This is a genomic window from Streptomyces sp. NPDC046862 (genome assembly GCF_040704615.1).
Taxonomy (GTDB): Bacteria; Actinomycetota; Actinomycetes; order Streptomycetales; family Streptomycetaceae; genus Streptomyces.
On the sequence record NZ_JBEYXP010000003.1, the window covers coordinates 37,969 to 62,124 of the forward strand.

Here is a 24,156-nt window from a genome sequence, read left to right on the forward strand (position 1 = left end):
GATACCACCATGGAGCCGGTGACGGCGGGTCGGGGGCGGCAACCCGCCCGGCAACTCACCCACGGCTTCTGGTACTTGAAACTCGAAACGGAAGTAGACCAGCTCCCCCTCCGCCCCTGACACCCCTGACCTCGGCCCGGCGCTTTAGGGGTGCGGTCAGGGGCCGGGGAGCGCACGGGCGGGGTCCGGCGGCTGTTAGCTTCCGAAGACGGCTGAGACAGCCGGCAAGCCAGGACATCATGCAGGGAAAGCCCAGCCCCGACCGCTCCGGAGCCCCACGTGACCGTGCGCAGTGAGGACAGGGATCTGTGGATCCGTCGCTACCACCCGGCCGACGACAGTGCCGTACGCCTGCTTTGCCTGCCGCACGCGGGAGGTTCGGCGAGCTTCTACTTTCCCGTCTCCCAGGCCCTCTCACCGCGCGTCGAGGTGCTCGCGGCGCAGTACCCGGGCCGTCAGGACCGGCTCAGGGAGCCCTGCGTCGACAGCATCCCCGAACTGGCCGACCACCTGCTGCCGTTGCTCCTGGCTGAGTGGACCGACCGGCCGCTGGCCCTGTTCGGGCACAGCATGGGCGCGTCGCTCGCCTTCGAGCTGGCCGGTCTGCTGGAGCAGCGGGCGGGGATCGTGCCGGTGATGCTGTTCGCCTCGGGCCGGCGGGCGCCGTCCCGGTTCAGGGTGGGGGAGGACGTTCACCAGCGCGGCGACGACGCCCTGCTCGCCGAGATCAAACGGCTGGCCGGCACCGACACCCGGATCCTGGGCGACGACGAGGTGCTGCGCATGGTGCTGCCCGCGATCCGCAGCGACTACCGCGCCGCCGAGCTGTACCGCCCGGAGCGGGTGCACCGGGTGAGCTGCCCGGTGACGGCGCTGGTCGGCGACGACGACCCCAAGGCACCGCTGGACGACGTCCGGGCGTGGCAGGAGCACACGAGCGGCGCGTTCAGCGTGGAGGCGTACCCCGGCGGCCACTTCTACCTCATCGAGCAGGCGCCCCGGCTGATCGGACTGATCCGGGACGCGCTGGCCGGTGTGCCGACGGACCGCTGAGGTGGCGGTGCGACCGAGGCTGCTGGCCGTCAGCGATCTGCACCTCTCCTACGAGGAGAACCGGCAATGGCTGGACCGGCTCCGGCCGGGCACCGACGAGGACTGGCTGCTGGTCGCCGGGGACGTCGCCGAGAGGACCACGGACATCGCAGCCGCGCTCGACGTGCTGTCCCGCCGTTTCGCGAAGGTCGTCTGGGTGCCGGGGAACCACGAGCTGTGGACGGTCGACGATGATCCTGTGCGCCTGCGCGGCGAGGCCCGCTACCGCCACCTCGTGGACGTGTGCCGCTCCCTGGAGGTGGTGACGCCGGAGGACCCCTACCCGGTCTGGCGGGGCCCGGACGGACCGGTGGCCGTGGCCCCGCTCTTCCTCCTGTACGACTACACCTTCCGTCCCGAGGGAGCCGCCACCAAGGAGCAGGCACTGGAACGGGCGTACGAGGCCGGGGTCGTCTGCAGCGACGAGTTCCAGCTCTCCCCCGACCCCTACGCGGACCGTGAGTCGTGGTGCCGGGCACGGGTCGACGAGACCGAGCGCCGCCTGACCGCGCTCGACCCGGGGACCGCCACGGTGCTCGTGAATCACTGGCCCCTGGTACGGGAGCCCACCCGGGTGCTGTGGTACCCGGAGTTCGCCCTGTGGTGCGGCACGGAACGCACCGCCGACTGGCACGTCCGCTTCCGCGCCGCGGCTGTCGTCTACGGCCATCTGCACATCCCCCGCACGACCGTGCACGACGGCGTGCGGTTCGAGGAGGTGTCCGTCGGCTATCCGCGGGAGTGGCGGCGACGGGGGCACCCTCGGGGTCTCCTGCGTGACGTCCTCTAGCGCGCTTCAACCCCACCCAAAAGGGGCGCGGGGAACCGCGCGACCAGCCCCCGCCCGCCCGCACACGACCGCCCGCGGAGAGGGACAGCCGACGTCCACGCCTGCCGCCACAGCACGCCCCATGACACCCTGCCTTCAACCACTGGGCGGCACTCAGGAGTTGAGAGCGTGGGCAGAAGCACGGAGACCACCGTCGCGGTGACCGGCGGCAGCGGCTTCGTCGGCAGTCATCTGGTCCGGAGGTTGCTGGAGCGCGGCTACCGGGTGCACGCCACCGTGCGCTCCACGGCGAACACGGCGAAGGTGCGGCCCCTGCACGAGATGCAGACGGCGTTCCCCGGCCGACTCGACCTGTTCGAGGCAGACCTCCTGAAGGAGGGCTCCTTCGACGAGGCGACGAAGGACTGCACGGTGGTGTTCCACGTGGCGTCGCCGTTCTTCATGCCGGAGAAGATCAAGGACGGCCGCAGGGACATGGTCGACCCGGCCCTCCTCGGCACCCGCAACGTGCTCGCGAGCGTGGAGAGGACCCCCACGGTCGAGCGACTCGTGTTCACGTCCACCGTCGGGGCGATCTTCGGTGACTACGCGGACGTGCTGGAGATGGACGGCCAGGTGCTGTCGGAGGCGTACTTCAACACCACCAGCACGGAGGAGAACAACCCCTACCACTACGCCAAGACGCTCGCGGAGCGCGCGGCGTGGGCGGCGCAGGCGGAGCAGGACCGCTGGCGCATGGTGTCCGTCAATCCCGGCCTGGTCCTGGGCCCTTCGCTCACCCCCGCTTCGGAATCCGGCAGCCTGTTCCTGCTGGAGGAACTGTTCAAGGGCTACTTCTTCTACGGCGCACCGGACTTCAGCTTCACCACGGTCGACGTACGCGACCTCGCCGACGCGCACATCGCCGCCGCGGAGACCCCCGACGCAGGCGGCCGCTACATCATCGCCGCCGAGACGATGACGTCCTTCCACGACATGGCACGCGTCATCCGTACCCGCCACCCCCGCGACCTCCGCATCCCCCGCACCGCTCTCCCCCACTGGCCGGTGCGCGTCCTCGGCCCCGCCTTCGGCCTGACCCAGGACTACATCCGCAAGCACCTCGGCATCCGGTTCCGGGTGGACAACGGCAGGAGCGTGCGCGAACTGGGTATCACCTACCGGCCGGTCGAGGAGACCGTCCTGGACCACTACGAGGCCTGGCGACAGCGGCGGCGGGCTGCTGGGAGCGGCTCGGCAGCATCGACACCAGCAGCTCCGTGAACTGCGTGGCCGCCCAGGGCAGCCGGCGGCCGAGCATCGTCTGGATCTGCGCCTCGCGCTGCCGGAACACCGGGTGGTCGACCCGGACGTACGCGACGCCGTCCGAGGACGTGCCCTCGCTCTCGTCCAGGTCGCCGAGATCGCCGACGAGGGCGATGCCACCGCCGGAACGCACGAACTCGTACTGCGGGGCGAGCGCGTCGCAGACCAGGGCCGGGCGGGCCGTGAGGCCCTCCAACTGGACGCCGATGTCGAAGAGTTCGCGCTGGCTGGTGCCTGTCGAGCCGAGCGCCAGCGGATACGCGCACAGCTCTTCCAGGGTGACGCGCTCCCGGCCGGCCAGCTCGTGGCCGAGCGGGACGATCGCTGCGACGGGGATGACGAGGGCGCACTCCACCCGTACGTCGTGCTGGGGGCCCATCGTGTAGGTGGCGGCGACGTCGGCGATCCCTTCGGCCACCCGCCGGGTCGCCTCCTGCCGGGGCACGATGTCGAGCCGGAAGGTGACGTCGGGGTGCTCACGGCGGAAGGCGGCCATCGCACCCGGCACGACGCGCCGCGCGAACCCCTCCGAGCAGGCGACGGTCACGCTGCGGACATCGGCTCCCCGGCCCGTGCGCAGCTCGTCCACGAGGGCGGCCGATTCGGCCTCGCTGCGGCGGGCGTGCGCCAGCAGCCGGGAGCCCGCGTCGGTCACGGTCATCCCGCGCGGATGCCGGACGAACAGTGGGACCCCGATCCCGGACTCCAGCTTGGCGATCTGACGGCTGATGGCCGAGGGGGCGACGTTCAGCGTCAGGGCCGCCTCACTGACCGATCCCGTCCGCGCGACCTCCAGGAAGTACGTGAGGCTCACCGGCACTAGCTGCACAGTCCGACTCCTTTCTCTCCCACCTCGCGCGTTGCCGAAATGAGAACGCTCGGCGCCACAAACGGCAATGGTCGTCGGCCGGAAACCGCCCTACGCTGCTGAGCCAACATCCCGTCCCCCGGCGCGGACCGCCACCGTACCGCGCCGTCCGCTCCGCTCTCCCGTCGCCCGGCCGTGTTCGATCACGCGCCGGCGCATCGCTACATCCTGGAGAAACACCGCTGTGATCCCCGCGCAACTGCTGCACAAAGCCGAGGAGTTCGTCGACTCGGGCGCCTTCTTCGCCGAGCTGGCCGCCATGGTCGCGTATCCGACCGAGAGCGCTCGCCCGGAATCGGGCGTTGCCGTCAGGGCATACCTCGACGGGGTCCTCACCCCCGCTCTGGCGGGGCTCGGGTGCTCCGTGACGACGTACGAGAACGACGACCCGCGCGGCGGGCCGTTCCTCGTCGGCAGCCGCGTGGAGTCGCCCGGGCTGCCGACGCTGCTGTGCTACGGGCACGCGGACGTGGTGGAGGGGCAGGCCGGGCGATGGAGCGAGGGCCGTGATCCGTGGACGCTGACCGCCGACGGTGAGCGCTGGTACGGGCGCGGCGCGGCCGACAACAAGGGCCAGCACCTGGTCAACCTCGCCGCCCTGCGGCTGCTCCTCGCCGAGCAGGGCCGGCTCGGCTTCAACCTCACCTTCCTGTTCGAGACAGGTGAGGAGATCGGCTCCCCCGGGCTCGCGGAGTTCGCGGCCGCGCACCGTGAGGAGCTGCGCGCCGACGTGGTCATCGCCTCGGACGGGCCGCGCGTGGACGCGGCCACCCCGACGCTCTTCCTCGGCGCCCGCGGTGGCGTGCAGATCCTGCTCGACGCCGACCTACGCCCGGACGCGTACCACTCGGGCAACTGGGGCGGTGTCCTGCGCAACCCGGCGACCACGCTGGCGGGGGCCGTCGCGAGCGTGGTCGACGGGCACGGCCGCATCCGCGTGCCGGAGCTCCTGCCGCCCGAACTCCCCGACGCCGTACGGCAGTCGCTCACCGGCGTCACTGTCGCCAACAGCCCCGGCGACCCGGCGCCGGACGAGGGCTGGGGCGACACCACGCTCACCACCGCCGAACGCCTCTACGCCTGGAACACGCTGGAAGTGCTGTCGCTGGGCGCGGCCGACATCGACCACCCGGTCAACGCGATTCCCGGCCGGGCCCGGGCGGTCCTCCAACTCCGTTATGTGGCGGGCACGGACGTCAGCCGCGTCGGCGAGATCCTCACCGAGCATCTCGCTCGGGAGGGCTACTCCATGGTCGACGTGACCGTCCTCGGACGGTTCGCCGCCGCCCGGACACCGCTCGACGATCCATGGGTGCACTGGGCGAAGTCCGCGCTGGAGCGGGTGAGCGAGCAGCCGGTGACCGTCCTGCCCAACATCGGCGGCTCACTCCCCCACTCGGTCTTCACCGACGTCCTCGGCCTGCCGGCCCTGTGGCTGCCGCACTCGTACCCCGGCTGTCTGCAGCACGCCCCCGACGAGCACATGCTCGCGCCGATCGCCCGCGAGGGCCTGGTCCTGGCGACGGCGCTCTTCCACGCGCTCGGCACCCCGTCCCCCGAACTCCCGCTCCCCACGCACGCGAAGGACCCACGATGACCGTTCAGCAGGCCGGCCCGGCGACAACCGCGACGCCCACGGCCACGAGGCGCGCGATCGCGGCGGCCACCATCGGCAACGCCCTCGAGTGGTTCGACCTCGCGCTGTACGCGCTGCTGGCGACGTACATCGGCCGTACCTTCTTTCCCTCCGACGACGCGGGTGTCCAACTGGTCCAGACGTACGCGGTGTTCGGCATCACCTACCTGATCCGGCCGATCGGCGGGCTGCTGCTCGGCGCGTACGCCGACCGGTGCGGCCGCAAGAAGGCACTGATGCTCTCCATCCGGCTGATGGTGGCGGGCACGCTGCTGATGGCGTTCATGCCGGGCTACGCGACCCTCGGCATCGTCGCGCCGCTGGGGATCGTCGTGGCCCGTCTGCTGCAAGGGTTCGCGGCGGGTGGCGAGTTCGGCGCGGCGACGTCGTTCCTCGTCGAGCAGAACGCGGGGCGCAAGGGCTTCCTCGGCAGCTTCCAGTTCGCCAGCCAGGGGTTGTCGACGCTGATGGCGGCGGGCTTCGCGGCGGGTCTGACGGCGGTGCTGTCGGACGCGCAGATGACGTCGTGGGGCTGGCGGGTGCCGTTCGTGTTCGGGCTGCTGATCGGGCCGGTGGGGTACTTCGTCCGCCGGTACGTGGAGGAGTCCCCGGCGATGGCGGAGGCGGCGGGCGAGCAGGCGCCCCGGTCGCGGTCCGTCGTCCTCTCGGTGTTCCGCGACCACTGGGGTGGTCTACTGGTCGCGGGCGGTGTGCTGATCGTGTCGACGGCGCTGAACTTCATCCTCCAGTACCTGCCGACGTTCGGCATCAAGGAGCTGGGCCTGGACGACTCGCTGTCGTACGTGGCGCTGTTCATCACCGGCGCCATCCTGACGTTCGGCACGCCCGTGGTGGGTCTGCTCGCCGACCGTTACGGCCGGCTGCGCATCATGCTGCCGTCGGCGCTGCTGATCGGTGCGGCCGCGATCCCGCTCTTCCACTGGCTCACGGCCTCACCCTCGTTCCTGACCCTCACCCTGTGCATGACCGTCCTCGGCCTGTTGAAGGCCGCGTACTTCGGGGCGCTCCCCTCGGTGATGTCGGACGTGTTCCCGGCCCGTGCGCGGGCCACCGGCCTGTCGTTCAGCTACAACACGACGGTCGCCGTCTTCGGCGGGTTCACCCCGACGATCGCGGCGGCCCTCGTCACCGCGACCGGCTCGCAGGTGTCACCGGCGTACTACCTGCTGGCCGTGGCCCTGCTGAGCGTGACCGCACTGGTGGCGGGCGCGCGCAGCCACGGCATCCGCTGACGCCCAGTCCACGATCCGGGTCGCCGCCCCGGCGGCCTCCTCGCCCCGGCAGTGGGCGTGGTGGCGCCGGGCGATGCCGTCGAGGTCGAGATGCGTGCCGAACGCGGGGTGCTGCGCCAGGCGCCGTGCGTACGCCCACAGCCGCCGGTGGTCGGCGATGCGGTGCACCGCGGCGGCGTCCAGGTGGTGGCGGTGCACCGTGTCCAGCTGGACCAGCGTCACCCACAGCCGTACGTCCGCGGCGGTCAGCCGGTCGCCCAGCACGTACTCGTGCGACCCGATCCGCCGCTCCAGCTCGCCCAGGGCGTCCAGCAGGGTGGCGAGCGCCGCGTCGCGGACGGACGGGGCGATGCCGGCCTCGCCCGCGCGCTGTGCGGACGCGGTGATGTCCTGCTCGCAGAGCCGGACGACTGCCCTGACGGCGTCCTCCGTGCCGCACGGGTGGAGGACGGGGCCGTCGCCGCCGAACCGGCGGGCCAGGTCCCGCAGGATGTCGGGGCCGTGGCTGCTGACGATCCGCCCGGTCCACTGGTCGCTGAGCACCGGCGCCGCGGCGGGGCCCCGGTGCTGGTGCTCACTGGCGTCGTACAGCGGGCGCAGCGCCAGGTGCCCGCCGCCGGGCGCGTCGGGCACGGCGGGCAGCAGCGTCACGGGCAGGCGGTCGGCGAGTCCGAGCAGGCTGTGGGTGACGGCGATCTCCAGGCCGTGACGACAGGACAGCGCCAGGTGGAGCCGGTAGCGGTGCGGAACGGCGTAGTAGCCGCTGCGCGCGTCACGGCCGATCCTGCTCCGGAAGGACGGCACGGCTGCGGACGATGTGGCGGACATACGTCTCCCTGGGAGTCTTCGGGCTCGGGCGTACTGCGGCGACGGCACGCGGCGGCCTCGGCGCGGCCGGGGGGCGAGGGGGGGGTTCGTGGGGCGTCAGGCGCGGGCGGGCGCGGTGCCGCCGGCGGGCGGGAGACTCGCGGCGCTGCACACACGGAGCAGATCGATGTGGCGGCGGGACGTCAGCAGGGGCCGCGGACGGACGGCGGTACGGACGCGGGCGGTGTCACCACCGCGGGCCGGCCCCGAGCTCTCCATGGCTTTCCCTACCAGTTCACTAGGATTCCCCATTGGAGTGTCAGGCCGTGCCGGGCTCGCGTCAAGAGGACGTCACCCGGTTCGGGACTCCGGCCGGCCGGTCAGGGGTTCGTCCACGCCTCGGGGTCCTCGGCGAGCCCCTGGACCTCCTCCGGCAGCCTGGCCGTGGCCACGTCGGCCAGGGTGACCTCGCCCAGGATCTTGCGGACGTTGGCGCGCACCGCGATCCACAGCGGCAGCAGCGACTCGGCGGGGCCGACGTAGGAGAGCTCGGGCGGACGCACGCCCCGTACGGACACCAGCGGCCCGTCCGCCACACGGATGATGTCGGCGATGGCGATGGTGTCCGCGGGCCGGGCCAGCCGGTAGCCGCCCTTGCCGCCGCGCTGGCTGACGACGAGCCCGCCTCGGCGCAGGTCGCCGAGGATGCCTTCCAGGAACTTGTGCGGGATGCCCTGCGCCGAGGCGATCACCTCGGCCTTGAGTGACGCGTCGTCACTCACCGAGGCCAGCTCGAGCGCTGCCCGTACCGCATAGTCCGCCTTGGCCGAGATCCGCATGCCCCGATTATCCGTCACCGCCGCGTCGCTCCGTCACCGGCCGTGCGGCCTGTCAGGCGGGGAGGGCGAACGACGGGTGGGTGTCGTTGAGGCAGTAGTCGCCCACCTCGCGCAGCCGGGGGGCCACGGGTTCGCGCAGGGTGTGGGTGCGGGCGTTGCGCCAGAAGCGGTCGAAGCCGTGGCGCGCGGAGGCGGCGCAGGCGCCGATGACGTCCAGGGCGTGTGTGGTGATCTCCTGTGCCGCGCGGGCGGCGGCGGCTTCGGCGGCGCCGGCGAGGACGGTGATCTCCGCGCACTCGTCGTCCTCGACGTCGTCGCCGCGAGCGAGCCCGTACGCCAGGGACTCGACCGCCTGGTCGGCGAGCGCCGACGCGGCGCGCGCGGCCACGGCGAGTTCCCCGTAGGCGGTCAGCGCGTACGGGTCGTGCGGCGTCCCGTCCTGCCAGGCCCCCTGGGCGGACGGCTGCCGGGAGTGGTGTGTGGCCCTGCTGTACTCGCGGGCCTCGGAGAGCAGTCCGTCGGCGATGCCGAGGCAGAACTGGGCCGAGACCAGACGCGCGGTCGGCACGGCCAGGCCCGCGAACGGGGACAGGGCGCCCTCGTCCGAGGAGAGCGAGCCGAACACGTCGTCGGCCGGGACCGGCACCGCGTCGAACTCGACGCTCCCGCCGGCCGCCAGCCGCTGCCCGAACACGTCACCGCCACTGACGCAGGTCACGCCGGGGTGGGCCGGGTCGACGAGGACGGCGAGGGGTTCACCGGTGTCGGACCGTGCGGCCCGCACCGCCAGCCGGTCGGCGACCGCGACACCACAGGCGTAGTCCTGGCGGCCGTCCAGCAGATAGCCGTCGCCGGCGGGGGTCAGCCTCAGCGGTGGCTCATGGGTGGCGAAGCCTCCGCCCCAGCACCACTGCCCCGCCGCGGACTCCCGCTCGACCCGTGCGGCGACAGCGGGACCGGCGAAGAACCGCGCGCCGAAGGAGAGGAAGTAGTGACAGCCCAGCAGGTGGCCGATGGCGCCGTCGGCCGCCGCGACCATCCGGACGACCGCGTAGGCCGTACGCCAGTCCGCGCCTCCCCCGCCGTGTCCGGCCGGTGTCAGCAACGTCAGCAGCCCCGCCTCGCGCAGCCGCGAGACCTCGTCGAGCGGTACCTTCCCGGCCTGCTCGCGGTCGACGGCGTCCATGGCCAGGTCGTCGGCCACCTCGCGGGCCGTGCGCAGCAGATGGCCGTGCCCGGACTCGGCTTCACCGCCTCCGGTCGGCACCTCACTCGTGGCCGACCCCTCGTACCGAATCCGAAACATGTTCGCCATCCTCAGCCACCTCGTCGACGGAGGTCAATGTTTCCCTAGTAAATCGATAGGAAAACTAGGGAAACTGACCGGATTTGTGCCTTCTCGGTATCCCCAGATGGCGTGTTCGCGGGGGCGTTCGCGGACGGCGCCCCGTGGTTACTTGTTGGTCTTCGGCAGACCGGGCGGGTTGATCTCCGACTTCTTCACGGCCTCGGCGGACAGGCCCCAGCGCCCCAGCACCTTGGCGTACGTGCCGTTCTCGATGACGTGGTTCAGCGCGCCGGCGAGCGGCTTGGCCAGTCCGCTGTCCTTCTTGGTGGTGGCCGCGATGAGGCCCTGGAGGGTGGAACCGGCGCCGGAGTACGTGCCGACGACCTCCGTCTTCCCGGTGGTCGCCGCGTGATAGGCGGCGGTCGGGTTGGGGCCGAGGTAGAGATCGATCCGGCCGGACTGGAGGGCGAGGTAGGTGTCGCTGTCGTTCTGGTAGTACTTGATGTCCACCGGCTTGAGGCCGGCCTTCTCGTCCTCCTTGCTCCACTCGACGAGCAGCTTCTCCTGGTTGGTGCCGCTGCCCACGGCGACGGTCTTTCCGGCCACGTCCTTCGGGCCGGTGACCTTCAGGCCGCTGCCCTTCTTCGCCTCGAAGCCCAGGTTGTCCTCGCGGTAGCTGGCGAAGTCGTACTTCTCCTTGCGCTCCTCGGTGACGGTGATGTTGCTGAAGCCGACGTCGTACTTGGCGCTGTCGAGGCCGACGAAGATGTTCTCCCACGACACCGTGTTGATGTGCGGCTTGAGGCCGAGCACGTCGGCGACGAGGTACGCGAGGTCGGGCTCGACGCCGATGACGGTCTTGTTGTCGGTGGCGTAGAAGGTCAGCGGGGCGGCGGAGCCGGAGGAGGAGACGAGCTCCAGCGTTCCTCTCTTGCGGATCTTCTCCGGGACCTCGGCGGCGATGGAGTCGACCTTGTCGGTGGTGACGCGGTTCTGGTCCGGGCTCAGATTGATCTTCGTCCTGGCGCCGGTCTTGTCCGCGACCTCGGTGGTTCCGCCGTCCGAGGGGTTGCTGCAGGCGGCGAGGACGAGGGCGGAGACGAGTCCCAGCGCTACTGCGGTGGATCGGCGGGTGAGGTGGGTGGACACGGTCGTACTCCTTGCACGGGGAAGGGGATGGGGATGGGGATGGGGCGGGGGGTTGGAGGGTTGGTCAGAGGACCTTGGAGAGGAACGCGCGGGTTCGCTCGTGCTGCGGGGCGTCCAGGACGGCCGCGGGCGGCCCCTGCTCCACGACGACTCCGCCGTCCATGAACACCACGGTGTTGGCCACCTCGCGGGCGAAGCCGATCTCGTGGGTCACGACGATCATGGTGGTTCCGGTACTGGCCAAGTCCTTGATGACGTCGAGGACTTCGCCGACCAGTTCCGGGTCGAGCGCCGAGGTGGGCTCATCGAAGAGCAGCACCTTGGGTTCGAGGGCGAGTGCGCGGGCGATGGCCACGCGCTGCTGCTGGCCTCCGGACAACTGCCGGGGGTAGGCGTCGGTCTTGTCGGCGAGCCCGACCCGCTCCAGCAGCCTGCGGGCGGTGTCCTCCGCCTCCTTGCGCGGACGGCGCAGCGCGGAGACCGGCGCCTCGACGAGGTTCTCCAGCACGGTCAGATGCGGGAAGAGGTTGAAGTTCTGGAAGACGAACCCGATGTGGGTGCGCTGCTTGAGGACCTCCTTCTCCTTCAGCTCGTGCAGCTTGCCTCCGGAGCGGCGGTAGCCGATGAGCTCGCCGTCGATGCTGATCCAGCCGCGGTTGACCTTCTCCAGGTGGTTGATGGTCCGCAGCAGCGTGGACTTCCCGGAGCCGGACGGGCCGAGGATCACGGTGACCTCGCCGGGGCGTACCTGGAGGTCGACGCCGCGCAGCACCTCCAGCGGGCCGAAGCTCTTGTGGACGCCGTGGACGTCCACCATCACATCGCTCATCGGTCGGCTCCCAGGGACTTCAGGGGGTGGACGGGCTGGTTGCGCCGGCCCGCCGCGGTCCGCAGGTCGCGGACGAAGCGACGGGCGCGCTGGAGGGGCGTGGGCGGCGGGGTGCGGTTGGCGCCCCGGGCGTAGCGCCGCTCCACGTAGTACTGCGCGACCGACAGCAGGGAGGTGAGCACCACGTACCAGGCGGTGGCGACCATCAGCAGCGGGATCACCCGGCCGTTGCGGCCGTAGATGACCTGCACCTGGTAGAAGAGCTCGCCGATCGCCATGACGTAGACGACCGAGGTGCCCTTGAGGAGACCGATGATCTCGTTGCCGGCCGTGGGCAGGATGGCGCGCATGGCCTGCGGCAGCACGATCCGGCGGATCTGCCTCAGCCGCGGGATGCCGAGCGCGGCCGCGGCCTCCAACTGCCCGTGGTCGACGGCGATGACGCCACCGCGGACGATCTCGGCGGCGTACGCGGCCTGGTGCAGCGACAGGCCGATGAGCGCCGCCCCCATGGTGCCGATCAGGCTGTTGCTGTCGACGGACCAGAACACCGGGCCGAAGGGGATGCCGACGCCCAACCTGTCGTACAGGGCACTGAGGTTGAACCAGAACACCAGCTGGACGATCATCGGGATCGACCGGAAGATCCAGATGTAGGTCCAGGCGACGGTCTGCAGCACCGGGCTGTGCGACAGCCGCATGAAGGCCAGGACCGTGCCGAGGAGGAAGCCCAGCACCGTGGCGTAGGCGGTGAGTTGGAGGGTCACCCCCACCGCGTGGACGATCGTCTCCGACAGGACGTAGTCACGGAAGACGCGCCACTCCCAGACGGGGTTGGTGATCAGGCCGTGCGCGAACTGGGCGACCAGCACGATCACGGCGACGGCCGCCACCCAGCGGGCGTAGTGGCGGGCGGGGACGACCTTGAGCGAGTTCGGGTCGTCCTTGGCGGGCGGAGTCCCGGGGTCGGTGCCCGGGGCGGCCGTGCCCGGTGGCGCGGCGGCGGAATCGGTGGAGAGTCCCATCGTGGTGTTCCTGCTCAACTCTCAGGCGTGCTCGGGTGGGTTGATCCGCGAGGTGTCGATCGCGGAGGGGCTGGTGCCCCATTTCTTGAGGATGCGGGTGTACGTGCCGTCCTTGATCAGCTCGTTGACGGCGGCCTGGAACGCCTTGGCGAGCGGGGAGCCCTTCTTGAAGGCGAAGCCGACGTCGAGGCGGTGGTACTCCCCGAGGAAGGTGGTCTGCGACGCGGGCTGTGCCGCCTGGTAGCGCAGGCCGTTGATGGTCGACATGACGACGTCGATGCGGCCCTGCTGCAGGGCGGTGACGACGGCGCCGTTCTCCGAGTAGACCTTCACGTCGTACGGCTTCTTGCCGGCCTTGGCGCAGACCCCCTTCTGCGCGTCGAGGGTCGCCTCGAACGTGGTGCCCGCTCCGGTGCCGATGGTCAGCCCGCACAGCTGGGTCAGGTCGGTGACCTTCTTGAGCGTGGTGTTGCCCTTCTTCACCGCGAAGCCCTGGCCGTCGTTGATGTAGGTGACGAAGTCGACGGTCTTCAGACGCTCGGTGGTGACGCCGAAGTTGCTGGTGCCGACGTCGTACTTGCCGCTGCCGAGGGCGGGAAGGATCGTCTCGAACGAGGCGTCCTGCCGGTCGAGCTTCACACCGAGGACCTTGGCCACCGCGTTCGCGAGGTCGATGTCCTGGCCCGCCGGCGACTTGTCCTGCCCGTTCGGGTAGTACGCCCCGGGCGGGGACCCGATCGAGCTGCCGATCCGCAGCGTGCCGGACTTGCGGACGCCGGCGGGCAGCAGGTCGGCGGCAGAGTCCACCTTGTGTACGGCGGCGACCGGGTCGTCGGTCGGTGCGGCGGACGCCTGGGCGCCCGCCGGAGTGGTGCCGGTGGGGTCGCCGGAGCCGCAGGCGGTCAGCGCCGTCAGCGGCAGCAGGACGAGGGAGGCGGCGACGCGCAGGCGGGTTCTGTTCCCACGGCGGTTCACGGGTGGGCTGCCTTTCGGGTGTGAGCGGAGGCGGGCAGGTGCTTCTCGAACGGCAGCGGGCCGATCGTCTCCGGGTCGGCCTCCGTGTCGAAGAGCGGGAGGTAACCGGTGGCCAGGTACAGGCCGCGCGCCTCGGGCTGGCGCGGTCCCGTGGTCAGGTAGAGGCGCCGGTAGCCACGGGCGCTCGCCTCGCGCTCCAGTTCGGCGACGACGCGTCGGGCGAGGCCCCGCCGGCGGTGGGCGGAGTGCGTCCAGATGCGCTTGAGTTCGGCCGTGGCCGCGTCGTAGCGTCGGAAGGCACCGCCCGCGACCGGCTCGCCGTGCTCGAGGAGCAGGAGCAGGACGCCGCCGTACGGCGCGGTGAACTCCTCGTCGGGGTAGCGGGCCATCTCGGCGTGGGCGTCCCCGCCGTACCGCGCCGCGTACTCGTCACCGAGTTCGCGCAGCAGAGGCTCGACCCGGGGGTCGGACACCGGTACCTCAATGACCGTCAGTTCGACTGGAGGTGGCGGTGGTTGGGCGACGGAGGTCATCCGTTCACCGCCGTGAGGATCTGCGGGCCACGGGCGGCCCGCTCGGCGTCGCGCTTGGCGACCTCCTCGCGGACGATCGGGATCACGTGCCGCCCGAAGTCGATCGCGTCGCCCAGCAGGTCGTAGCCGCGCGCGGAGAGGATGTCGACACCGAGGTCGTAGTAGTCCAGGAGGGCCTGGGCGACGGTCTCCGGGGTGCCGACCAGGGCGTTGGAGTTGCCCGCGCCTCCGGTGGCGGCTGCCGTAGGGGTCCACAGGGCACGGTCGTAGCGCTCCCCCGCCTCGGCGATGGCGATCAGCCGCTGTGAGCCGGCGTTCTGTGGCTGGGCGTTCCCGTTGTGGCGCTTGGTGATCGCCTCGCCCCGCTCCTTGCGGGCCTTGATCGCGCCGACCGTACGGTGGGCCTTCTCCCAGGCCAGTTCCTCGGTCGGGGCGATGATCGGGCGGAACGCCACCTGGATGCGCGGCACGTCGGTGCGGCACGCGGCCTTCGCGGCGGCCTTCACGTTCTCGATCTGCTCGGCGGTCTTGGCGAGGGGCTCGCCCCACAGGCAGTAGATGTCGGCCTCGGCGCCCCCGGCCTCGTACGCGGCGGGCGAGGAACCGCCGAACGACACGTTCGGGCGCGGCTGCTGGACCGGGAAGACGTCACTGACGAAGTCGTGGAAGCGGTAGTGCTCGCCCTCGTGGTCGAAGGACTCGTGGGTGGTCCAGATCTTCTTGACGATCCGGATGTACTCACGGGTGCGGGTGTAGCGCTCGTCCTTGGTGAGGGTGTCGCCCTCGCGGCCCTGCTCGCGGTCGTTCCCGCCGGTGATGAAGTGCACGGTCAGCCGGCCGTCACTGATCTGGTCCAGGGTCGCGAAGGTCTTCGCGGCGAACGTCGGGTACGAGACGTTGGGCCGGTGGGCGAGCAGGATCTGCAGGTGGTCGAGTCGGCTCGCGATGTAGGCGGCGGCCGGTGCGGGGTCCGGTGACCCGGAGCCGTAGGCGAACAGCACCCTGTCCCAGCCGTGGTCCTCGTGCGCCCGGGCGAGGCGGAGCGTGTACTCCTTGTCGAAGGCGGCGCCGGAGCGCGGGGTGGTTTCGGAGCCGTTGTGCGTCGCGGCGATACCGAGGAACTCCACGGGCATGGGAAAGGGCCTTTCGGGAGGACGGGCCGTACGAGCGCACGCGGGCAGGGCAGAACTGCCCTCCGCGTGACCGCACATGACGGTCCATCAGGAAGAAGGGGTGGCGCTGGTGGGAGCGAGCGTGACGACGCCGGGGCGTCGGGAAACACGGGGAACACGGGGAACACGGGAGGCGGCAGCGCGCGTCCGGGCTCGCAGAACCGTCTCGTACGCGGATCGGATTCCGCATACGCCGGTGACACGAAGGAAGATCTCGGCCCGCTACGGGGTCATCGAGGGAGGGAAGGGCCGGTCAGACGGCCCGCTGCCGCGTCAGGCGCAACACGCGGCCGACCACACCCGACCGAAGTCGATGTGATCGCGCGAGACGAGGCGCTGGTGGGCATTCATGCGACTAATTGAGCATTACATCTCGTCCCTCGTCAACCAGGGCTCATATGCCGGACCTGAACCAGGGTTCATCTGCCGGACCTGCCTCTTCCGGATCCCCCACCTTCTTGACAGCTCCGTGGAGCGGCCTCGTACGATCGGCGGCGGAGCCTCTCCGCCGCGTTGAGGGACGCGGCGAGCGTGATGACGCCGCCCCGGCCGCACCGCACGGGTGCCACCGGGAAGTCACCGACGCCCGCGACCGACTCCCACGGAGAGCCTCCCGATGGTCACGCCTTCCGATGTCACCGCCCCTCACACGGCATCCTCCGCCGCCGCGAAGCGCCCGGCGGATCCGGGCCACCACGACGCCCCCCACTCCGACCTGCCGAGGATCGTGCCGCGACGGCACCTCGGCCGCTGGCTGACGGCTGTCGCGGCGCTGCTCGTCTTCGCGATGGTCCTCAACTCCGTCGTCCGTAACGACGCCTTCCAATGGGAGGTCGTGGGCCGGTACTTCACCACCGCCGCCGTGCTCGACGGGCTGCTGCTCACGCTGTGGCTGACCGGTGTGGTGATGGTGCTCGGCTTCCTGCTCGGCACCCCGCTGGCCGTGATGCGGCTGTCCGCCAACCCCGTGCTCCGGACCCTGAGTTGGGGCTATGTCTGGATCTTCCGGTCCACACCGCTGCTGGTGCAGCTGCTGTTCTGGTTCAACATCGGCGCGCTGTACCCGACGCTCGGGCTCGGCATCCCGTTCGGCCCGCAGTTCGTCACCGTCAAGACGGTGAACCTGCTCGGCCCCACCCTGACCGCCGTCATCGGGCTCACCCTGCACGAGGCCGCCTATGCCGCCGAGGTCGTCCGCGGCGGCATCCTCTCCGTCGAGGCCGGGCAGACCGAGGCGGCCCAGGCACTGGGCCTGGGCAGGCGCCGCACCCTTCGCCGGATCGTCGTACCGCAGGCCATGCGCTCCATCGTGCCGACCGCCGGGAACATGCTGATCGGCACGCTCAAGGGCACCAGCATCGTCAGCGTGCTGGCCGTGCACGACCTGCTGTACTCGGTGCAGCTGGTCTACAACCAGACCTACCAGGTCATCCCCCTGCTGATGGTCGCCACCCTGTGGTACATAGCGGTCACCACCGTGCTGAGCGCGGGACAGTACTACGTCGAGCGGCACTACGCGCGCGGTGACTCGCGCACGCTGCCGCCCACTCCGGTGCAGCGTCTGCGCGGTCGCCTGGCGGCCGTACGCGCGCGACTGAAGGCGGCGACGGCACCCGATGCCCGGTGACGATCCCGGTGGATGGTGAAGTCCGGGGTGGACCGTGACGTCCGGACTCCGGTCTCAGGCCGGACCGCCCGGGCCCGCCTCTCCCTTGAGGCGTTCCAGGTCGGACGGACGGACCTGGATGACGATCAAGGCGATCAGCGCGGCGATCACCGCGAAGATCGCCGCCATGACGAAGGCGGCCGAGACCCCGGCGGCGAGAACCTCGTTGCCCCAGGGCGGTGGGAGCTGCCCGGTGCGCTGGAAGCGGAGGCGCTCGGCCGGAGTCGCCTGCCCCAGGAACTTCGGGATCTGTTTCTGCGCCTCGTTCGTGCTGGCCGTACCGAACACCGTGACCAGGATGGACAGTCCGAGGGAGCCGCCCACCTGCTGGGTGGCGTTGAGCAGCCCGGAGGCGGCGCCGGTCTCCTCGGTCCGGACGTTGGAGAGCGCCATCAGGGTGAGCGAGACGAACTCCATGCCCATGCCCAGGCTGAACACGAGAAGCGGGCCGAGGACACTGCCCGCGTAAGTGGAGTGGACGTCGGTCAGGGTGAGCCAGGCCAGACCCCCCGCCGCGAGGATCCCGCCCACCACCATGAAGGGTTTGGGGCCGAACACGGGCAGGAACCGTGAGGCCAGTCCGGCGCCGACCGCGATGACGGCGCTGACCGGCAGGAAGGCGAAGCCGGTGGCCAGCGGGCTGAAACCCAGCACGTCCTGCGTGAAGAGCGTGAGGAAGAAGAACATGCCGAAGATCGCGGCAGCGAGGCACAGCATGATGCCGTAGGTCCCCGCACGGTTACGGTCGGCGAACATGTGCAGCGGCGTGATCGGCTGTCTGGACCGCCTCTCCACCAGGACGAACCCCGCGAGGACGACGACGGCCGCGGCGAACGAGGCCACCGTGAGCGGGTCCCGCCAGCCGTCCTGCGCGGCTCTGATGAACCCGTACACGAGCAGCACCATGCCGACGGTGGACATCAGCGCACCGGTGACGTCGAAGTGGCCCGGATGGCGTTCGGACTCTCTGATGAAGCGGGGCGTGGCAAGGGCGATGAGCAGCCCGATCGGCACGTTGACGAAGAGCACCCACCGCCAGTCCAGCCACTCGACGAGCACCCCGCCCAGGAGCAGCCCGATCGCGCCGCCGCCCGCCGAGACACCGGCGAACACCCCGAACGCCCGGTTGCGCTCCGGCCCTTCGCGGAAGGTGGTGCTGATCAGGGCGAGTGCCGTCGGGGAGGCGATGGCGCCGCCGACGCCCTGGAGGGCGCGCGCGGCGAGGAGTTGGCCGGAGTTCTGGGCGAGCCCGCCGAGCAGGGAGGCAAGCGCGAAGAGCAGCACACCGGAGATGAAGACGCGCCGTCTGCCGAGGATGTCGCCGGTCCGGCCGCCGAGGAGCAGCAGACCGCCGAAGGTGAGCGTGTACGCGTTGACCACCCAGGACAGGTTGGTGGTGGAGAAGTCCAGGGCGCTCTGGATGTTGGGCAGCGCGATGTTCACGATGGTGATGTCCAGCACCACCATCAGCTGGCACGACGCGATCACCAGCAGCGCGATCGCGCTTCCGCCACCGCCGGGTTCCCGGGCGGTGCTCTGGGGTGCGGAGGTCGGCTGCGGGCTGCTGCTCATGACGGGTCGCACTCTCGGGGACGAACCCTCGGGAGGGGCCAGTGGACGGCCCCGTCCACTGCGGTTTCCTCCGTTCGACCGTACGCCCGCGCCCGGGTCGTCACCACTCGGTCAGCCCGCGCCCGCGGGGCGAGGCCTCACCGGCCCCGCCCCGCGGGTACGGGCGTCGTGACGGCCGCGAAGACGTCTGAGCCGGACCGGCCCCGTCGCGCCTCCCGCTCCGTCTCAGGCCGCCACCCCGGCGCCCCGCTCACCCCCGTCCCGGTGGATCGGCGTCCCCGAGCCTGTCAGCGGAACGCCCGTGCCGCCCCTGCGGAGCGCGACGATCTCCGCCGCGATGGACAGCGCGGTCTCCTCGGGCGTGCGGGCGCCGAGGTCGAGGCCGATCGGCGACCTGAGACGGGACAGCTCCTCATCACTCACGCCCGCTTCACGCAGCCGCCGCTCGCGGTCGGCGTGCGTGCGGCGCGAGCCCATCGCGCCGACGAAGGCGACCGGCATGCGCAGGGCCTCGGTCAACAGCGGGATGTCGAACTTGGCGTCGTGGGTGAGGACGCACAGCACCGTGCGCGCGTCGGTCTCAGTACTGCGCAGGTAGCGGTGCGGCCAGTCGACGACGATGTCGTCGGCCTCGGGGAAGCGGGCCCGGGTGGCGAAGACGGGCCGGGCGTCGCACACGGTCACGTGGTAGCCGAGGAACTTGCCGGCGCGTACGAGGGCGGCGGCGAAGTCGATCGCGCCGAAGACGATCATACGGGGCGGTGGCACGGACGACTCGACGAGCAGGGTGAGGCCACCGGGACAGTGGGAGCCGTCCTCGGACAGCTCCAGCGTGCCGGTGGTGCCGCTGTCCAACAGGGCGCCGGCCTGGGCGAACGCTGTGCGGTCCAGGTCCGGGTCCCCGCCGAGGCTTCCGTCGTACGAGCCGTCGGGCCGTACGAGCAGGGCCCGGCCGAGGAGTTCGTCCGGACCCCGGACCACCCGGGCGAGGGCCAATGGCTCTCCCTGGGACGCGGCCGACAGCGCCGTCAGGAACACCGGCCTCACCGGTGCGTGCGCGCCGACCGGCGTGACCAGGATGTCGATGATCCCACCGCAGGTCAGCCCGACGGCGAAGGCGTCCTCGTCGCTGTAGCCGAAGCGCTGCGACACGGCCCGTCCCTCCGCCAACGCCTCTTGGCACAGCTCGTACACGGCGCCCTCCACACAGCCGCCGGAGACCGAGCCGATGGCCGTGCCCTCGCTGTCGACGGCGAGGGCGGCGCCGGGAGGGCGCGGGGCGCTGCCGCTGACCGCCACGACGGTGGCGACGGCGAAGTCCCGGCCCTCCTCGGCCCAGCGGTGCAACTCGGCGGCGATGTCAAGCATGTCCGCCTGCCGTCAGGACCCGGTCCGGGCGGATGGGCAGGTCGCGGTGGCGTACGCCGGTCGCGTGCCACACCGCGTTGGCGACGGCCGCCGCGGCGCCCACGATGCCGATCTCGCCGATGCCCTTGATCCCGACCGGGTCTTCCGGGTCCACGTCGTCCACCCAGTCGGCCTCGATGTGGGGCACGTCCGCGTGCGCGGCGACGTGGTAGCCCGCCAGGTCGGCGCCGTAGTGACCGCCCGTGGCCCCGTCCCGCACCGCCTCCTCGTGCAGGGCCATGGAGATGCCCCAGGTCATCCCGCCGATGAACTGGTTGCGGGCGGTCAGCGGGTTGACGATGCGGCCGGCCGCGAAGACGCCGAGCATGCGCCGCACCCGCACCTCGCCGGTGGCGGGGTCCACGGCGACCTCGGCGAACTGCGCCCCGAAGGAGTGCCGTTCCTTCTGGGAGAGGGCGCCGATGGCCGCGGTGGTGTCCGACCGTACGGTGATCCCCTCCGGCGGGATGCCGGTGTTCAGGGCGAGCCGCTCCCGCAGTTCACCGGCCGCGATCATGATCGCCCACGACCAGGAGCGGGTGCCCGTCGAACCGCCGGCGATCATCGCCGGTCCGATGTCGCTGTCGCCGATGCGTATGCGGATCTGGTCCGGGGTGGTCTCCAGCGCGTCGGCGGCGACCAGGGTGAGTGCGGTCCGGGCCCCGGTTCCGATGTCCGCCGCGTTGACCCGCACGGTGAAGGTGCCGTCCGCCTCGGCCGTCACGGCCGCCGTGGACGGCCCGGCCCCGGCGCCGAAGGAGGCGGCCGCCGTGCCGGTGCCGAGCAGCCAGCGGCCGTCGCGGCGCAGTCCGGGGCGCGGGTCGCGGTCCGCCCAGCCGAACCGGCGGGCGCCCTGCCGGAAGCAGGCGATCAGGTTGCGGCTGCTGAACGGCAGCCCGGAGACGGGACCCCGCTCGGGCTCGTTGCGTACGCGCAGCTCGATCGGGTCGATCCCCACCTTCTCGGCGAGTTCGTCGAGCGCCGACTCCAGCGCGAACGACCCGGGTGCCTCACCGGGCGCCCGCATGAACGTCGGTGTCGGCACGTCGAGCCGTACGACCCGGTTGGCCGTGTGGTGGGCGTCGGCGTCGTACATCACCCGGGCCGGTCCGGCGCCGGACTCGATGAACTCGTGCACGGTCGAGGTGAGGCTCAGACAGCTGTGGTTCAGTGCGCGCAGCCGTCCGTCGGCGTCGGCGCCCAGCCTGACCCGCTGCGCGGTGGGGCTGCGGTAGCCGGCGAGCGAGAACATCTGACGGCGGGTCATGACGACGCGGACGGGGCGCTGGAGGACCGTCGCGGCCATCACCGCGGCCACCTGGTGCGCGCGCAGGCCCTTGCTCCCGAAGCCGCCACCGACGTGTTCGGACCGCACCCGTACCGAGCCCGGGTCGAGGGAGAACATGTTCGCGATCTCGCTCGCGACCCAGCTGGTGCCCTGGTTGGAGTCGACGACCTCCAGCCGCCCGCCGTCCCAGAGAGCGGTCGCCGCGTGCGGCTCCATCGGGTTGTGGTGCTCTTCCGGGGTGGTGTACTCGGAGTCCACGACGACGGCGGACGCGGTGAGCTCGGCCTCCAGGTCGCCCTTCTGCGTCACCGCCGGACCGAAGGCGTCCAGCGAGTACGCGTCCGGGCGGTCGGCGGAGAACGCGATGTCGTGCGGCTCCTGCTCGTAGTGCACCACGAGCGCCTCGGCGGCCTCCCTGGCCTGCTCGGAGGTCTCGGCGACGACCAGCGCCACCGGCCAGCCCACGTGCGGCACCCCGTCCTGCTGGAAGACGGCGGCGGTCGGGTCCGGCTTGCCGAGCATGCCGACGTAGTCGGTGTCGACGCGCGGGGCGTTCTCGTGGTGCAGCACGGTCAGCACGCCCGGCATGGCGAGGACCGCCTCGGTGTCCACCGAGCGGATGCGGCCGTGAGCGACGGTGGACAACACCAGCCAGCCGTGGGCGAGTTCGGCGAAGGGTATCTCGCCCGCGTACCGGGCCGCTCCCGTCACCTTCTCGCGGCCCTCGATGCGGGTGTGCGCGGTGCCGACGGAGCCCTTGACCGCCCTGGTCCCGGTCGTGGCGGTGGTCATCGGGTGCTCTCCTCGGCGAGTTCGGTCAGGACGGCCACCACGAGGTTGCGCATCAGGGTCACCTTGTATGCGTTGTGGGGCAGCGGCTCGGCGGCGGCCAGTTCGGCGTCCGCGGCGGCGGCGAAGGCCGCGGCGTCGGCCGGGCCGCCGGTCAGCGCGCTTTCGGCCGCACGGGCCCGCCAGGGGCGGGAGGCGACCGCGCCGAAGGCCAGACGCACCTCGCGGACGACGCCGTCCTGGACGTCGAGCGCGGCGGCGATCGAGCCGATGGCGAACGCGTACGAGGCGCGTTCACGGACCTTGCGGTAGCGGGAGTGCGCGGCCACCGGGGCGGGCGGCAGGCTCACGCCGGTGATCAGCGCGCCGGGCGGCAGCGCGGTCTCCCGGTGCGGGGTGTCACCGACGGGCAGGTAGAAGTCGGCGAGCGGCAACTCGCCGGGCCCGTCGGCGGTTTCGTACGCGACGACGGCGTCGAAGGCGGCCAGTGCCACACCCATGTCGGAGGGGTGGGTGGCCACACAGTGATCGGAGGCGCCCAGGACGGCGTGGTTGTGGTGCTCGCCGGCGATCGCGGGGCACCCGCTGCCCGGGACCCGCTTGTTGCACGGCTTGCTCACATCGGCGAAGTAGCCGCAGCGGGTGCGCTGGAGCAGGTTGCCGCCGACGGTGGCCATGTTGCGCAACTGCCCCGAGGCGCCGGCCAGCACCGCCTGCGCCAACGCCGGGTAGCGGCGCCGGACTTCGGGGTGGGCGGCGAGGTCGCTGTTGGTGACGGTCGCGCCGATCCGCAGACCGCCGTCCTCGGTCACCTCGATGCCGTCCAGTGGCAGCTCACGGACGTCGACGAGCCGGCCGGGCCGCTCCACGCCCGTCTTCATCAAGTCCACGAGGTTGGTGCCGCCGCCCAGGAAGCGGGCGTCCGGGTCGGCGTCGAGCAGGGCGAGGGCGCCGGAGACGTCCAGCGCGCGATGGTAGGCGAACTCCTTCACGCCGCAGCCCCCTCGGTCTGCTCGGTACCGTGCCCGGCCGTCTGTGCCTCGAGTCCGGCCGCACGGGCGACCGCCTCGACGATCGACACATACGCCCCGCACCGGCACAGGTTGCCGCTCATCCGCTCCCGTATCTCCTCGGGCGTCAGGGGCGGCGGCCCGGCCTCGGGCCGTACGTCGTCGGTGGCGGCGCTGGGCCAGCCCGCCGCGTGCTCCTCGATCACGGCGATCGCCGAACAGATCTGCCCGGGCGTGCAGTAGCCGCACTGATAGCCGTCCAGATCGAGGAAGGCCTGCTGCACCGGATGCAGCCGCTCGCCCTCCGCGACGCCCTCGATGGTGGTGATCTCACGCCCCTCGGCGGCCACCGCGAGCTGCAGACAGGACACGGCCCGCCGCCCGTCCAGCAGGACCGTGCAGGCACCGCACTGTCCCTGGTCGCATCCCTTCTTCGTACCGGTCAGATCAAGACGCTCGCGCAACGCGTCGAGCAGGGTGGTGCGATGGTCGACGGACAGCACATGTTTCTCACCGTTGATGTTCAAGGTGATGGCGCTGTTCGTCGAGGAGGGGGCTGTGGCCATGATCAGCCTTCTTTCGCGTATCCGGAGCACGCCCCAGGGGCGATCCGGCAGGCAGACATATCAGGAGAGGTATCGGTGAGTGACGTAACAGGACGGGGCCCACAGGGAGATGACATAGAAGCAGATGACATATGGGGAGACGTGGTGATGGAGCTGTACGTCGCGTTGTCGGTTCGGGAGCATGGACTGGGCAGGAACGCTGAAGGCGAACGGCCACCCGGCTACCGACACCACCCGCCCTCACAGGTAAGGTGGACCTAACCGGACAGCTGTCCGCTCACAGAAACGTAACGGACA

General features: G+C 71.3%; 22 protein-coding genes. 6 read left to right on the forward strand and 16 right to left on the reverse strand.

Annotated features, from left to right (window positions below; genetic code table 11):
- The first annotated feature begins 279 nt into the window (after window positions 1–279).
- The 3 genes from AB0959_RS03740 (at window position 280) to AB0959_RS03750 (ending at window position 3,145) form a co-directional block, all read left to right on the forward strand.
- Window positions 280–1,053 (forward strand): alpha/beta fold hydrolase, encoded by a 774-nt coding sequence (locus AB0959_RS03740; RefSeq protein WP_366824625.1) that lies wholly within the window; start codon window positions 280–282, stop codon window positions 1,051–1,053.
- Window position 1,054: 1 nt separating this feature from the next.
- On the forward strand, window positions 1,055–1,882 hold the full coding sequence (locus AB0959_RS03745) for a metallophosphoesterase (protein ID WP_366824626.1): 828 nt from the start codon (window positions 1,055–1,057) through the stop codon (window positions 1,880–1,882).
- 168 nt (window positions 1,883–2,050) lie between these two features.
- Entirely contained in the window at window positions 2,051–3,145 is a 1,095-nt protein-coding gene (locus tag AB0959_RS03750) for an NAD-dependent epimerase/dehydratase family protein (protein WP_366824627.1), read from the forward strand.
- On the opposite strand, the gene AB0959_RS03755 is transcribed toward AB0959_RS03750, so the two are convergent.
- The gene (locus tag AB0959_RS03755; protein WP_366824628.1) at window positions 3,036–4,016 is read right to left on the reverse strand and encodes a LysR family transcriptional regulator; all 981 of its coding nucleotides are present in this window, start codon (window positions 4,014–4,016) and stop codon (window positions 3,036–3,038) included. The genes AB0959_RS03750 and AB0959_RS03755 overlap by 110 nt on opposite strands.
- Before the next feature lie 223 nt (window positions 4,017–4,239).
- On the opposite strand from AB0959_RS03755, the gene AB0959_RS03760 reads away from it, so the two are divergent.
- The gene (locus AB0959_RS03760) at window positions 4,240–5,652 is read left to right on the forward strand and encodes a M20 family metallopeptidase (protein ID WP_366824629.1); all 1,413 of its coding nucleotides are present in this window, start codon (window positions 4,240–4,242) and stop codon (window positions 5,650–5,652) included.
- On the forward strand, window positions 5,649–6,944 hold the full coding sequence (locus AB0959_RS03765; protein ID WP_366824630.1) for an MFS transporter: 1,296 nt from the start codon (window positions 5,649–5,651) through the stop codon (window positions 6,942–6,944). The genes AB0959_RS03760 and AB0959_RS03765 overlap by 4 nt, the downstream gene beginning before the upstream one ends.
- Here AB0959_RS03765 and AB0959_RS03770 read toward each other — a convergent pair.
- From AB0959_RS03770 to AB0959_RS03815, 10 genes are all read right to left on the reverse strand, one after another.
- The gene (locus tag AB0959_RS03770; RefSeq protein ID WP_366824631.1) at window positions 6,861–7,772 is read right to left on the reverse strand and encodes a glutathione S-transferase C-terminal domain-containing protein; all 912 of its coding nucleotides are present in this window, start codon (window positions 7,770–7,772) and stop codon (window positions 6,861–6,863) included. The genes AB0959_RS03765 and AB0959_RS03770 overlap by 84 nt on opposite strands.
- A gap of 96 nt (window positions 7,773–7,868) precedes the next feature.
- Entirely contained in the window at window positions 7,869–8,030 is a 162-nt protein-coding gene (locus tag AB0959_RS03775; protein ID WP_366824632.1) for a hypothetical protein, read from the reverse strand.
- Between the two features lie 101 nt (window positions 8,031–8,131).
- Window positions 8,132–8,590 (reverse strand): Rrf2 family transcriptional regulator, encoded by a 459-nt coding sequence (locus tag AB0959_RS03780; protein WP_366824633.1) that lies wholly within the window; start codon window positions 8,588–8,590, stop codon window positions 8,132–8,134.
- Between the two features lie 52 nt (window positions 8,591–8,642).
- Entirely contained in the window at window positions 8,643–9,896 is a 1,254-nt protein-coding gene (locus tag AB0959_RS03785; RefSeq protein WP_366824634.1) for an acyl-CoA dehydrogenase family protein, read from the reverse strand.
- A 147-nt stretch (window positions 9,897–10,043) separates the two neighbouring features.
- Window positions 10,044–11,027, reverse strand: coding sequence for an ABC transporter substrate-binding protein (locus AB0959_RS03790; RefSeq protein WP_366824635.1), 984 nt, complete (start codon window positions 11,025–11,027; stop codon window positions 10,044–10,046).
- A gap of 64 nt (window positions 11,028–11,091) precedes the next feature.
- The gene (locus AB0959_RS03795; protein ID WP_366824636.1) at window positions 11,092–11,856 is read right to left on the reverse strand and encodes an amino acid ABC transporter ATP-binding protein; all 765 of its coding nucleotides are present in this window, start codon (window positions 11,854–11,856) and stop codon (window positions 11,092–11,094) included.
- A complete protein-coding gene (locus AB0959_RS03800) occupies window positions 11,853–12,881 on the reverse strand; it encodes an amino acid ABC transporter permease (protein ID WP_366824637.1) in 1,029 nt (342 codons plus the stop codon). The genes AB0959_RS03795 and AB0959_RS03800 overlap by 4 nt, the downstream gene beginning before the upstream one ends.
- A 21-nt stretch (window positions 12,882–12,902) precedes the next feature.
- Window positions 12,903–13,856, reverse strand: coding sequence for an ABC transporter substrate-binding protein (locus tag AB0959_RS03805; RefSeq protein ID WP_366824638.1), 954 nt, complete (start codon window positions 13,854–13,856; stop codon window positions 12,903–12,905).
- Complete coding sequence (locus AB0959_RS03810) at window positions 13,853–14,389, reverse strand: GNAT family N-acetyltransferase (RefSeq protein ID WP_366824639.1); 537 nt, start codon at window positions 14,387–14,389, stop codon at window positions 13,853–13,855. The genes AB0959_RS03805 and AB0959_RS03810 overlap by 4 nt, the downstream gene beginning before the upstream one ends.
- Window positions 14,386–15,522 carry an LLM class flavin-dependent oxidoreductase gene (locus AB0959_RS03815; protein ID WP_366824640.1) on the reverse strand — a complete coding sequence of 379 codons (1,137 nt, stop codon included), beginning with the start codon at window positions 15,520–15,522 and terminating at the stop codon, window positions 14,386–14,388. Before AB0959_RS03815 ends, AB0959_RS03810 begins: the two co-directional genes overlap by 4 nt.
- 655 nt (window positions 15,523–16,177) lie before the next feature.
- On the opposite strand from AB0959_RS03815, the gene AB0959_RS03820 reads away from it, so the two are divergent.
- Entirely contained in the window at window positions 16,178–17,188 is a 1,011-nt protein-coding gene (locus AB0959_RS03820) for an amino acid ABC transporter permease (RefSeq protein ID WP_366824641.1), read from the forward strand.
- Between the two features lie 54 nt (window positions 17,189–17,242).
- On the opposite strand, the gene AB0959_RS03825 is transcribed toward AB0959_RS03820, so the two are convergent.
- The 5 genes from AB0959_RS03825 to AB0959_RS03845 form a co-directional block, all read right to left on the reverse strand.
- Window positions 17,243–18,799 (reverse strand): MFS transporter, encoded by a 1,557-nt coding sequence (locus tag AB0959_RS03825; RefSeq protein WP_366824642.1) that lies wholly within the window; start codon window positions 18,797–18,799, stop codon window positions 17,243–17,245.
- 225 nt (window positions 18,800–19,024) lie between these two features.
- Window positions 19,025–20,167, reverse strand: coding sequence for an XdhC/CoxI family protein (locus AB0959_RS03830; protein WP_366824643.1), 1,143 nt, complete (start codon window positions 20,165–20,167; stop codon window positions 19,025–19,027).
- Complete coding sequence (locus tag AB0959_RS03835) at window positions 20,160–22,286, reverse strand: xanthine dehydrogenase family protein molybdopterin-binding subunit (RefSeq protein WP_366824644.1); 2,127 nt, start codon at window positions 22,284–22,286, stop codon at window positions 20,160–20,162. Before AB0959_RS03835 ends, AB0959_RS03830 begins: the two co-directional genes overlap by 8 nt.
- A complete protein-coding gene (locus tag AB0959_RS03840; protein WP_366824645.1) occupies window positions 22,283–23,275 on the reverse strand; it encodes a xanthine dehydrogenase family protein subunit M in 993 nt (330 codons plus the stop codon). The genes AB0959_RS03835 and AB0959_RS03840 overlap by 4 nt, the downstream gene beginning before the upstream one ends.
- The gene (locus tag AB0959_RS03845; RefSeq protein ID WP_366824646.1) at window positions 23,272–23,859 is read right to left on the reverse strand and encodes a 2Fe-2S iron-sulfur cluster-binding protein; all 588 of its coding nucleotides are present in this window, start codon (window positions 23,857–23,859) and stop codon (window positions 23,272–23,274) included. Before AB0959_RS03845 ends, AB0959_RS03840 begins: the two co-directional genes overlap by 4 nt.
- Between the last annotated feature and the right edge of the window lie 297 nt (window positions 23,860–24,156).